Source organism: Citrobacter sp. wls619 (assembly GCF_005281345.1).
GTDB lineage: Bacteria > Pseudomonadota > Gammaproteobacteria > Enterobacterales > Enterobacteriaceae > Citrobacter.
On sequence record NZ_SZXJ01000095.1, the window covers coordinates 265,645 to 277,917 of the forward strand.

General features: G+C 53.3%; 11 protein-coding genes and 1 pseudogene. 9 read left to right on the plus strand and 3 right to left on the minus strand.

Going from position 1 to position 12,273, the window contains the following annotated elements; genetic code table 11:
* Window positions 1-179 precede the first annotated feature (179 nt).
* The 3 genes from pdxY to FDX19_RS18585 all read right to left on the minus strand — a co-directional run bounded on the left by pdxY (window position 180) and on the right by FDX19_RS18585 (window position 3,874).
* Window positions 180-1,037: a pyridoxal kinase PdxY gene (gene pdxY, locus FDX19_RS18575; RefSeq protein WP_137383859.1), complete on the minus strand. Its 858-nt coding sequence runs from the start codon at window positions 1,035-1,037 to the stop codon at window positions 180-182.
* A gap of 11 nt (window positions 1,038-1,048) precedes the next feature.
* Entirely contained in the window at window positions 1,049-2,314 is a 1,266-nt protein-coding gene (locus FDX19_RS18580) for an aromatic amino acid transporter (RefSeq protein ID WP_137383860.1), read from the minus strand.
* Between the two features lie 189 nt (window positions 2,315-2,503).
* Window positions 2,504-3,874 (minus strand): tyrosine phenol-lyase, encoded by a 1,371-nt coding sequence (locus tag FDX19_RS18585; protein ID WP_137383861.1) that lies wholly within the window; start codon window positions 3,872-3,874, stop codon window positions 2,504-2,506.
* A gap of 408 nt (window positions 3,875-4,282) precedes the next feature.
* On the opposite strand from FDX19_RS18585, the gene FDX19_RS25170 reads away from it, so the two are divergent.
* The 9 genes and pseudogenes from FDX19_RS25170 to FDX19_RS18625 all read left to right on the plus strand — a co-directional run bounded on the left by FDX19_RS25170 (window position 4,283) and on the right by FDX19_RS18625 (window position 11,939).
* On the plus strand, window positions 4,283-4,453 hold the full coding sequence (locus FDX19_RS25170; RefSeq protein ID WP_170974400.1) for a hypothetical protein: 171 nt from the start codon (window positions 4,283-4,285) through the stop codon (window positions 4,451-4,453).
* 199 nt (window positions 4,454-4,652) lie between these two features.
* The gene (gene symE / locus FDX19_RS18590) at window positions 4,653-5,015 is read left to right on the plus strand and encodes an endoribonuclease SymE (protein WP_137383862.1); all 363 of its coding nucleotides are present in this window, start codon (window positions 4,653-4,655) and stop codon (window positions 5,013-5,015) included.
* A gap of 156 nt (window positions 5,016-5,171) precedes the next feature.
* Window positions 5,172-6,044, plus strand: a pseudogene (locus FDX19_RS18595) (phosphorothioated DNA-binding restriction endonuclease).
* Between the two features lie 135 nt (window positions 6,045-6,179).
* Window positions 6,180-7,064 (plus strand): ParA family protein, encoded by an 885-nt coding sequence (locus FDX19_RS18600; RefSeq protein WP_137383863.1) that lies wholly within the window; start codon window positions 6,180-6,182, stop codon window positions 7,062-7,064.
* Window positions 7,061-7,435: a hypothetical protein gene (locus tag FDX19_RS18605; protein WP_137383864.1), complete on the plus strand. Its 375-nt coding sequence runs from the start codon at window positions 7,061-7,063 to the stop codon at window positions 7,433-7,435. The genes FDX19_RS18600 and FDX19_RS18605 overlap by 4 nt, the downstream gene beginning before the upstream one ends.
* Window positions 7,428-8,783, plus strand: coding sequence for a replicative DNA helicase (gene dnaB / locus FDX19_RS18610; RefSeq protein WP_137383865.1), 1,356 nt, complete (start codon window positions 7,428-7,430; stop codon window positions 8,781-8,783). Before FDX19_RS18605 ends, dnaB begins: the two co-directional genes overlap by 8 nt.
* On the plus strand, window positions 8,780-10,264 hold the full coding sequence (locus FDX19_RS18615) for a ParB family protein (protein WP_137383866.1): 1,485 nt from the start codon (window positions 8,780-8,782) through the stop codon (window positions 10,262-10,264). The genes dnaB and FDX19_RS18615 overlap by 4 nt, the downstream gene beginning before the upstream one ends.
* Window positions 10,248-10,787: a DUF2857 domain-containing protein gene (locus FDX19_RS18620; protein WP_137383867.1), complete on the plus strand. Its 540-nt coding sequence runs from the start codon at window positions 10,248-10,250 to the stop codon at window positions 10,785-10,787. The genes FDX19_RS18615 and FDX19_RS18620 overlap by 17 nt, the downstream gene beginning before the upstream one ends.
* 18 nt (window positions 10,788-10,805) lie before the next feature.
* Window positions 10,806-11,939 carry an STY4528 family pathogenicity island replication protein gene (locus FDX19_RS18625; RefSeq protein ID WP_137383868.1) on the plus strand — a complete coding sequence of 378 codons (1,134 nt, stop codon included), beginning with the start codon at window positions 10,806-10,808 and terminating at the stop codon, window positions 11,937-11,939.
* Window positions 11,940-12,273: the final 334 nt, after the last annotated feature.

A 12,273-nucleotide genomic window follows, 5' to 3' on the forward strand; every position in this document is an offset into this window, starting at 1 on the left:
AGGCCGGATAAGGCGCGAGCCGCATCCGGCAGCGACAGCGGCGTAAAATGCTCACCCCTTTCTCTTACGCAGTCCACACGCTCTTAACATCACGACCCAAATACGCAGCCACGCAAAACGGTAGACCAACGGATGCTGAAGCCGCAGCAATGTCAGAAACACAGAGCCCCCTTGCGGCGTCAGATCACCGTTGCCTGATAGCGAACCGGTGGGTCCATAATCTGATGACGCGCGTCTATCAGCCGCAGTTCATACGAGTCGCGCTCTTTCGTCAGCCGCATCACCGCATCGACAACACTGGTCGTCCGCTCCAGCGCCAGCTTGTCCTCATAGCCATTGAGCAGTGAGGCCAGCATCACGCTGCAAATCAGATCTCCAACGCCCACCGGCATTTTGGCAAAGGTATACAGCGGCCGGGCGATGTGTAACGTCTGTTCCGGCGTCACCAGCAGCATTTCAAACGCCTGCTTATCACGTGAGCAGTCGCCGAGATGCTTTACCAGCACCTTCTTCACACCCCACGCCACCAGCTGCTGCGCCGCTTCCACCACCTCGTCAAAACTACGCAGTTGTCTGCCCGTCAGCACGCCCAGCTCATACAGATTCGGCCCCATTATGTCGGCCAGTTGAATGGCGTCATCGACAAAAAAGGACTCCACGCCCTGCGCGACAATGCAGCCTTTTTGCGGGTCGCCCATTACCGGATCGCAAAAGTAGAGCGCCTGCGGGTTACGCTGGCGAATGGTGGTGACCGCGTGCTTTACCTCTTCGCAATGACGTTTATCACCGAGATAACCCGACAGTACGGCATCGCATTGCGCCAGCTTTTGCAGGTCGTCCAGCCCGCTGATGATGGCGCTCAGCTCGCCGTGCGGCATCGCCATGCCCTGCCACATCCCGTACTGGGTGTGGTTGGAAAACTGTACGGTGTAAAACGGCCAGACATCGATCCCCGAGAGCTGCATCGGCAACACGGCGGCTTTATTTCCGGCATAGCCATAAACGACTGACGACTGAACAGACAACACGTTTTTCATTTTGACTCCGTCTAACGAAACGTTGGCAGCAGACCAAATACGTCCAGAACAACCGTCAGATAAACAACCGCCCCACAGACAATCACCAGATTGAGCACGGTGTTATTACACGGCGCGGTATAGCTGGCGGTCGGAAAACGTTTTCGCGCCGCTTTCACCAGGAACGGCGGCAGGATCACGCTCCAGATGGTAAAGGCCAGACCGGCGTAACCAATCGCGTGCACAAAACCGTTCGGGAAGAAGAAGCACACGGCGGCTGGCGGGAAGTAGGTCACCAGCGCGGTTTTCAGGCGGCCCATGCCGTCATCCGGGAAGTGAAACAGGTCAGCGATGTAATCGAACAGGCCAAGCGTCGCCGCCAGCAGGGAACTGGCTACCGCGAAGTTGCCGAAGAAGGTCAGGATCAGATCCATATACCGGCTGGTGAACAGTTCGCTGATCGCCTCGACAAACACGTCAATATTGCCGCCTTTGGCGATAATCGGCGGGAATGAGGAACGGCTGATGTTGCCCATCGTGACGCCCAGCCAGAAGATATACAGCAGCAGGGCAAACAGCGTACCGATGATAATCGAACGCGTAATATGCGAGACACCGCCCTTGCCATACAGTTTGACCAGGCTCGGCACGTTACCGTGAAAACCAAACGAGATAATACAGAACGGCAGCGTCATCAGAATGTACGGCAGGTACTGCGAATTCGGCAGCGCTACCGCCACGCTGTCCACGAGTTTCGCCACTTCGATATGACCGACCAGCCCGGAGAAGGTGGCAAAGAACGCGATAAATTTACCGATAATCAACACAGTGGTGATGCGCCCGACCAGCAGTGAGCTGTACCAGGCAATCGCCCCGACCAGCATACTGACGATCACCACCGAGATATTCGCCGGAAAGCGCACGCCGCTGTATTTGAACACGGTTTGCGCCATCACCGCCGACGAACCAGAAATATAAGCATAGGTCAGAATATACAGCACAAAGCCGAAAGCGATACCGACCACGATATTCCACTTTCGGCCTAATAAATCCTGGGTAAAGGTATTAAAACTGGCACCGGCGCCATAATGCAGGTTAACTTCAACCAGCATCAGACCGGTTAATAACATCATGATGGCAATAAAAAGAAGAATAACAGAGGCGCCGGGAAACCATACGCCGGCCATCGCAATCGGCAGGGAAAACATCCCGCCACCCACAACGGTTGCGATAACCAACATGGTTCCGCTAATCAGTCCGGGGGTACTACTCTGTCGCTCAATGGCATTAATATCCATGATAAATGTTCCTGTAGACTATTCGTTATAATTACAGCTGTCATTTGTACATCATGCGGATAATAAAAATGTCGGAGTCAGGGTTTGCTTCTTTTAGTTATGTCACGGTAACGGGCACCGCAAAGGCTTCCTGTTCATGGAAAAGAAAGACAAAAAAGCCCCATCTGGTGATGGGGCCATAAAAATAATTTAGATATAATCAAAGCGTGCAGTAAAGAAGCGCAGCTGCTTCGGCTCGTAAATAAACTTCAGCCCGCGAATATCTTCTTTGTGCTGGTAAAGTTTAATAATACCGTCAGCCACCACATCCATATGTGCGTAGGTATAAACACGACGTGGAATAGTCAGACGCACGGTTTCCAGTTTCGGTCTGTGGTGTTCACCGGTCACATTATTACGGCCCGCAGAGATAATTCCGCGTTCCATACTGCGTACGCCAGTTTCCACATAGATGCTGGCAGCCAGGCTTTGCGCCGGGAACTCGTCCTGCGTCAGATGCTCGCAGAAGCGACGCGCATCGAGGAATACCGCGTGACCACCTACCGGTTCAACAATCGGCACGCCAGCGGCTTTCAGCTTGTCGCCCAGGTAGCGAACCTGCTTCACGCGGTGCTCGATGTACTCATATTGCATGGCTTCGCGCAGGCCAATCGCCATGGCTTCCATGTCGCGTCCGGCCAGGCCGCCGTAAGATGGCATCCCTTCGTACACCACGACTAACTCTTTGGCAGAAGAGAACATTTCGTCATCGTTCATGCACAGGAAGCCGCCGATGTTCACCAGACAGTCTTTTTTACCACTCATGGTACAACCGTCGGCGTAGCTGAACATCTCATGCACGATCGCGGCGATGCTCTTGTTCTCAAAGCCCTGCTCTTGCTCTTTGATAAAGTAGGCGTTTTCTACGCAGCGGGTAGCGTCGTAGAACACTTTAATTCCATGCGCTGCCGTCAGTTCACGCACCGCACGCATGTTCGCCATCGAGACTGGCTGCCCGCCCGCGAGGTTCACCGTCACCGCCAGGCAGATATAGGCAATATTCTCAGCGCCTTTTTCATCAATCAGCTTTTGTAATTTTTTAAGATCGATATCACCTTTAAATGCAATATTCAGACCGGCATCGTGCGCTTCGTCACGCACGATATCGACAAATACCGCACCATTTTTTTCCTGGTGATAACGGGTGGTGGTGAAATACATATTCCCGGCAACATATTGCCCTGGTTTAATAGCCAGTTGTGATAATAAGTTTTCTGCGCCGCGCCCCTGGTGAGTCGGAACAATATGTTTAAAGCCGAACAGTTCCTGCACGGTTCTTTCCAGATGATAGAAGTTTTCGCTGCCCGCGTACGCTTCGTCACCCATCATCATTCCGGCCCACTGCTTGTCGCTCATCGCGTTGGTGCCACTGTCGGTCAGCAGGTCAATATAAATATCTTTCGAGTTTAACAGGAAAGTATTGTAACCCGCTTCCTGCATTTTCTTAAGGCGCTCATCACGCGGGATCATAGATACAGTTTCAACGCTTTTAATACGGAAGGGTTCTGCCGGATAATTCATTTTGTTTCTCCAGTAACAGTGGTCATGTACGTATTAATGTGAAGTAAAGCATACCTGGTTCATCAATAAAGTCTGATGAAATATAACTATTCGCCTCCTGATCCAGGGGGAGAAATAATGTGGAGGCACTATGCAAGATTTGATTGATTATGGAAATAGCCCGGTCAACATTAATCACTGGCAATAATTTAAAAAGCTGTAAATGTGAGTGATGCAAATCACACGCCTTTTTTTTACCCGTTAATATTCAACAAGTTTTTTTTTGCGTTTCGATTTGCCATTCATCGTAGTGTGTCTGCGGAGAGTGGAAATACTGAAAACTTAACTTTCCAGGCTGTGCTCGTAATGTATTGCTGAATGAGTACACCTCATTTTGTGAGAGTCGGATCACTTCACGGAGTGATATTTGTGATTTACATCACTAAAAGTGTAAAGCAAAGTGTACAAAACGGTGTTGTTTCAGAGTTTGCTATTTGCTTCAGTGAGTTAGATCGCATTTTTGGCCTGATGCAGACAGGCGTTGTTTTCTGGAACGCGGGAATATTTGGGCGTGTAAAAGGTGATGAATTTATATGGTGAATAATACGGAATTATTGGGATGAGGGGGTTTTCTATTTATTCCAAAAGCGTGCTAATCGCGCTTATTTCATTGTATTTACATCTGGACTTCACCCGAGGTACTGGCGTAATTTACAGGGGTTTTATTAGCGCGATGCGAAGGTGCTACCAACACCCCCGCATCGCTAATCGCAGTAACTATTTATAGGGAATAGCCACCATGACTGATACGCATTGTATTGCAGTTTCGTTTGATCCAGAAGTGCACGCCGCAGATAACCGTCGCCTGAAGGTGGGATATGCGAGCCGTTATCCCGATTACAGCCGTCTGCCGGTGAAGTACGTCCAGTTTCCGTCCATCGTGATGAAGGGGATGTGGCTGAAAGCCGCCGGATTCGACACCGGCACCCGCGTCGATGTGCGCGTAATGCAAGGCTGCATCGTGCTCACCGCCCAAACGCCCCAGCCCGAAGAGTCAGCGCTGATGAAATCGCTGCGCAAAGTAGAAAAGCTCTCCGCACGCAAGCAAAAGCAGGTGCTGGAGTTTATCGCGGTGATTGCGGGGAAAGAGTCGAAGAGGTGAGAGTGTCCTTGAGGCGCCTGCGGGCGCCTTTGGGCGCCTTTTTGAGCTTTTACAGGTAAGCGATAAAGTGACATCGATAGTGTATCGGCCTCACACCTGTTGATCAGGTGATAATTTGCGAGCATCATCGCAATTATTTACCTGATAATGAAATCAATGACTTCCAGTAAAACCCTGCAACAGGCAATTGCCGACATCACCATCTGGCGTAAAGGCGAGCAGCGCGCGCCGCACAAGCCCCTGCTGCTGCTTCATGTGCTGGCGGGTTATCAGCAGGGTCACGGTCGCCTGTTTAACTACGGTACGGAAGTTCGCGACCCGTTGCATAGCCTGCTGGAGCGATTTGGGCCACAGCGCGCGCAGTACCGCCCCGATATGCCCTTCTAGCGCTTACAGGGAGATGGGTTCTGGGAGCTACAAAATGCCGAGCATTGTTCAACATCCGGCAGCAGCAAACAGCCCCCAGCCGGAGAACTGGTGACGCATAACGTTGCCGGAGGCTTTGATGAACAACATTTTGCCCTGCTGAAAAAGAGTAACAACCTCATCAACGCCCTGGCCCAGCACATCCTCGAGGCGCACTTCACCGAAAGCATTCAGGAAGAGATCGCGGATGAACTGGGATTTGATATCCTGCAAATCCGCAAACAGCGGGACCCATTGTTCCGCCAGCAGGTTCTGCGTGCCTATAACTATGAATGCGCCATTTGTGGCTTCAATATGCGCCACGACAGCACTTCGGTTGCGCTTGAAGCCGCCCATATTAAATGGAAACAGCACGGCGGCCCGTGCGAGGTTTCAAACGGCCTTGCGCTGTGCGCAATCCACCATAAAGCCTTTGATAAAGGTTCGATTGGGCTGGATGAGAGTATGCGGGTTCAGGTGTCACCCGCAGTAAATGGCAGCAGCATGGTGGGCAGACTGTTCTGGGATTTCGACGGAAAGGAGATTGCTCTACCGATGTTACGCGAGAATTATCCAAAAGAAGGGTTTGTGGAGTGGCACAGGAAGGAGGTGTTTAGAGGGTGAGTGCGAAGGCCGGACTCGAACCGGCACGTATTTCTACGGTTGATTTTGAATCAAAGCGATCGGGTAACTTAACCTACTAACAAATCAGCGTTTTTACAGTGAAGCCCTTTTCAGACAACGAAAAAGGCACTGGTTATGAAAAACGCAGATGCACACAGTTTACCTACACTAATTGCCGCCATCCTCTCCACCAAAGGTGGCGTGGCGAAAACCACCGATACGGCGAACCTCGGCGGCTACCTGGCCGATCAAGGGCTGAAAGTCCTGATGATTGACGCCGATATCCGACAGCCGACGCTCAGCAGCTATTACCCTCTTGATAATGAAGCCCCCGGCGGGATCTACGAGCTTATCGCGCAAAACGAGCTGGATCCAGCCATCATCATCTCGCACACTTCCATTCCCGGACTGGATATCATCATCTCTAACGATCCGCGCGGCGAATTGATGAGCCTGCTTCAGGCTGCGCCCGACGGCGTAATCCGCCTGCGCCATCTGGTACGCCAGATAACGGGCTATGACGTCATTCTGATCGATACCATTGGCGCACGCACCATCGCGCTGGAAATGGTGCTGTTAGCCAGCGATCTCATTATCTCCCCGGTACTGCCGGAAATGCTCTCTGCACGCGAGTTCCTGCGCGGCACGCTACAAATGTACCGGGATCTCCAGCCCTTCACCCGCTATGGCATCCCGCTACCGCCGCTGAAAGCGGTGATCAACAAGCTCGACCACACCAACGACGCCCGCGAAATTCATCACAACCTGCTTCAGGTTCTCCAGCACAAACAAAAGGAGCAGGAGCTGTTGGTGCCCACCGAGATCCTGATGACGCCAGTTTACGCCAGCGTGGCCTATCGCCGTGCGGCATCGCTGGGTATGCCGGTGCATCGGCTGGATGCTGCCAGACCGAAAGGACGCACAACACCCTGCGCGGCTGAAACCATGCAGATGCTGGCAAAAGAACTATTCCCGCAATTTCTCGCCCTGCCCCATCAACAGATGGAGGGCATCGCATGAAACGGAAAATCTGGCGAGCATTTTGCTCTTATTACGCCCAGTATCCCTTCGAGAAAGACGATGAAGTGATCGTGTTCTTTGAAGCTGCCGATCGTGAAGAAGCGCGGGAAACGCTACCGGTATTAATGTCGCTACTCTGGCATATCCCACCGGAAAAGGTGGACTGCTACAACCTGGAAGATGAGAACGAGCTACGGGATACGTCCGGTTCGCTGACCGCGCCCAGAAACTGGCCGCTGTTTGAAATCGGCTGGTCTAACAATAAGCCGCTCTACTCCAGCGATTTACCACTATTACTTCTGCCTCCACATCAACAAACCCGGCTGTGGGAAGCTTTTCTGGCCTGTCAGGAGGGTAATCGAGATGAGTAAGCGCAAGCGGCCACAACCGCCCCACTCTGTCGAGGCGGAACAATCAGTACTCGGCGGGCTGATGCTGGATAACGATCGCTGGGATGACGTTACCACGCAGATTTCCGCGCAGGACTTCTTCATCTCTGCGCACCGGACGATTTATTCCCATATGCAGGCCCTGATCGAACAGGGAAACCCCATCGATCTGATCACGCTAAGTGAATCGCTGGAACAGCAGGAGCAGCTCGAACAGGTGGGCGGTTTCGCCTACTTGGCAGTACTGTCCAAAAACACGCCCAGCGCTGCCAACATCATTCCCTACGCGCAATACATTGCCAGCTACGGCGAGCTGCGCCAGCTTCTGTTATTAGGCAATGAATTGAGCGATATGGCAGGCCAGCCACGTAGCAATGTGGCCGATGTACTGACCTTTGCCGAACAAAAGCTGTTTGCCATTGCGCAGTCGCATCAGGATGGCGGCCTGACCGATATCAGTACCTGCTTTGACAATGTACTGGCAAGCATCGCCCAGCGCTACGAGGCTGAACGTGGCAGCCTCAGCGGCACACCTTCCGGGCTGGAACAGCTCGATGCCCTGACCTGCGGATTCCAGCCTGCCGACCTGATTATCGCCGCCGCTCGCCCCTCCGTCGGCAAAACTGCCTTTGCCCTAACGCTGTGCGTGAATGCGCTAATGCTACGCCCCACGCAGCCGGTGCAAATCTACAGCATGGAAATGTCGGCGGAACAGCTGTTGCTGCGGTTCGTATCTCTGATTGGGCACGTCTCACAAACCCGGCTACGTAGCGGCGATCTCAGTGATGATGACTGGCAACAGATTGGCCTCAGCGCCAACACCCTGATGGCTGAATGGAAAGATCGTCTGCTGCTCGATGATTCCGGAATCCTCACCCCATCCCTGCTACGCAGTCGGGCCAGACGATCGCTGCGCCAGTACGGGCTTCCCTCGCTGATCGTGGTTGATTACCTACAACTGATGCGCAGCGGCGGAGCGGAGAATCGCAATCAGGAGATCTCGACGATCTCCCGATCGCTGAAAGCGCTGGCGAAGGAACTCAACTGCCCGGTACTGGCGCTGTCGCAGCTTAACCGGGCGCTGGAATCGCGCCTTAATAAACGCCCCTGCAATGCCGATCTGCGCGATTCCGGCTCTATCGAGCAGGATGCGGATGTCATCTTATTCCTCTACCGCGACGAGCTGTACGATCCCAACACGCTGGATCGGGGCATCGCTGAAGTCATTGTCAGCAAACAGCGCAACGGACCGATAGGCACTGTACGAACCCGATTTATCAGCGACCAAACCCGCTTCGAATCACTCAGCCAGCAAGGAGTCGGGTCATGAACAACAAGCTGACTTCGACGGAACTCCAGTCCCGCCTGCTACAGGGCAATTTTGATCGTGGAAGATCGCCCGATGAACGGTTCGCCGATCCGCTGACGGAAACCTCGATGACCGTCACGCTGGAGCAGCTCCGCCCTTATGATCTCAACCCACGGTTGATGCGTAACCCCAACTATGACGACATCAAGGCATCGATCCGCCATCGCGGGCTGGACACTCCGCCGCCGATCACCCGCCGTCCCGATCAGGATTGGTTCATCATCGCCAACGGCGGCAATACCCGCCTGTCGATCCTCAATGAATTGTGGCGTGAAACGCATGATGAACGGTTCTGGCGCATTCAGTGTCTGTACAAGCCGTGGGCCGGTACATCCGATCAACCCATGCTGGGCGAACTGCGATGCCTGATCGGCCATCTGGCGGAAAACGATCTGCACGGCAAACTCAGCTTCATCGAGCGAGCGCTGGGGATCAACAAGGCGCGGGAACTGTACCAACAGGTGGAAGATTGCCAGCTTTCACAACGGGAGCTGGCGGAGCATCTGAAGAACGACGGCTATCCTATCAACCAGTCGCACATCAGCCGCATGGAACAGGCGCTGGAATACCTGCTGCCCAGCATCCCCGAAGTGCTGTACGCGGGAATGGGCCGCTCGCAGGTGGAAAAGCTGCTGTCATTGCGGGCGGCATCATTACATCTCTGGCTACGCCATGAGGCTGAAGATACCGGTTCCTTTGATAATCTCTTTTCCTCCGCGCTGTCGCTGTTCAACGACCAGCCTGAAGACTTCGCCATCGAGCGGGTACAGGATGAGCTGCTGGGGCTGATGAGTCAGGAGCTGAACGTTGACTACAACCTGCTGTTGCTGGACGTTGATCCTTCCGAGCAAAAACGTCAGGCCGTGCTCGGCCCCACACCTGAACCACCGCCTTATGTTCCACCGGAAGAACCCGAGCCGCGACCGGCAACGCGCAGGCGTAAACCTGAAGCAGAGGAAGAGGACATTGGCACGCCAGACCCTCTGCCTGAGCCAGAAGAAGCGCCATCGCTATTGTGTGAAGGGACCGAACCCGTTACGGATATCTGGCGCATCCCACAACTGTGGGATACCACGGAGTCCTTACGCTCGGTCAGCGATCGCCTGGCGTGGGATCTGGCAGAACATTACGCCATCGATGATCGGATAATTTCAGATGCCGATGTAAATGGCATTGGCTTCCAGGTGATGCCATTCGCATCAGATCACCCCATGTTCACCCGGCCACAGTCACGCGCCTGCTGGGCGCTGCTGGCGGCACTCAACGAGATCCCGCTGACGGAAGATCTGGCCGCCGCGCTGACGCCTACGCTCTTTTTTCAACACGGTGCAGACGGCTTCTTCTTCAGCGATGAATTCCTTATTAAAGCATTCCGGCTGATCCGTATTGTCCGCCGGATCAAAGAGTTCCAGCAGGAGGCACAACATGCTGCCGACGATTAATCAGGCCGTTTTGTCACAGGTGATACAGGCGCTGAAGGACGGCAATGTGCGCTATTGCGAAGCGCTGGGCTTTGACCGCGAAGAGTTAAACGAACTTAACGCCCTGACCTTTGAAGAACTAATGCACATGGGCAACACCTCGGCACAGTTCCTGAAAATCACCATCAACCATGATGTACTGCGCAAGATGCTGGTTCAGGTGCGTCAGGAACAGAAATTCCAGCAACTGGTCGGCCAGGCGGTGCAGCTTGGCGGCTCAATAGCGTTAATCAGCCACTACTTCGGGATATCGACTGCTGAAATCAGCGCCCGCCGTCGGCTAATGGGGATCCACGTTCGTCAGGGGCGCAACCAGGTTCCCGGCGAGGAGGAAGAAGCCGCGCTCTGGAACCGCTGGCAGGAGATCAAAGTCGATAATATCGACTCCATACCCGCACTGGAAGCCATGATGCTGCTGGCGCATGAACGTTCGCTCTCTCTGACCGTGGTCTGGAATCTGATCCGACAGTGGGAGAAAAGCTGAGTGACTGAGGGGAAGATCATGACACCGTATATCCAGGCGCTGATCAACATGACCGGCGATAAACTCCAGCAACGGATGCAGAAGGATCCGACATCTGCTTCCGATAGCCTGCTGTTTATGGGCAATCAACATGACACGGTTCCACGTCGCCTGTTGCAGGATCCGTTGCTATCGCCCAGAGATAAATTCGCCTGGCAGGTGATCCGAATGCAGGCACAGGACAACGGCGGCGCGGTGTTCCCCTCTTACAGCGAATTGCAGGTGCAGCTCTCTAACCGCCCGCAGGATGAAAAAGCCTCGCGCAGTACCGTCAGCCGGGCATTGCTGATGCTGCGCCTGACGCGCTGGCTCAGCCTGTGCCATAAGGCGCGGGATCGGATATCCGGGCGCATCCTTGGGAATATCTATGCACTACACGATGAACCGCTGAGTGTGCTGGATGTCGTGCGTTTCGATGCCAGCTATCTTCATCTGCTGGAGCAGTGCTCGCGACATGAAAACAAATCTATTCGCGCCACTGCACAAGGTATTCTGTACGACATTCGCCAGGACACCAGCCTGCGTTATTTATCGTCGCGTATAGAACTGCTGGAAGAACGCGCCCGCTGGCAGCAACGCCAGTCTCCTGAGGAGACTAAGCCAGAAACGTCCGGCCTCAATACGGTACCAGGCAAAATTTCACCTGGTACCGAAACGAGACTAAGCCGGAAACCGGAGCCTGACGGCTTAGTCTCAAATCAGGACCGGGCTCCTGTACGTACTGTACCTACAGATCTTTGTAATAGTACTACCGCGCGCGCGAACAACTCACCGCCGAACTGGCCGCCGGAAATTCCGTTAACCCATCCTGAAAAACAGCTTGTCTTGCAGGCCATGCAGAACCTGCCGTCTCCGCTGCGCCAGGACGTGCTTGATGACGCAGCTCAACGCGTTGCCCGTGGCGGTATACAAAACCCACTCGCCTATCTGCTGGCGACGCTGCGCAAGGCTCAGGGCGGTGAGTTTAATCAGTATCGACGCGGCAAAGCAGCGGTGCCGGAGTTTGTACCGCCTGTAGTTTCAAAACCGCAAACACCGGCAGAACCGCTTAAAAAACGAGATATCAGTAAGTTGGTTGCGGAGATTCGGGCGCAGTGTTTAGGGAGTAGCTGATGTTGTGACGGCTTCATCGATTTCTGCCCATATGTTTATAAAACCCATTTTTATCGACATATGGTCGGAACGTGTCGATGCCATAAACATATTTCGGCCATATGTTTAAAAAAATGCATTTTATCGACATATTTACAGATGGTTAATTTGGGTTGTCTGGCGTTGTCTGTATGAATTAATGGATAAGCAGTACTCCATTTTTGATGTTTTTACAGCTTGTAGGCTGTTTTTAGACATTACAGCCTACAAGCTGTAAAAGCCGATGCCTTCATGCTTTTTAGCAGCGTAGTTCAGAAAAATGACAATACTGGTACTTTTAGTACCGAAAAACGAA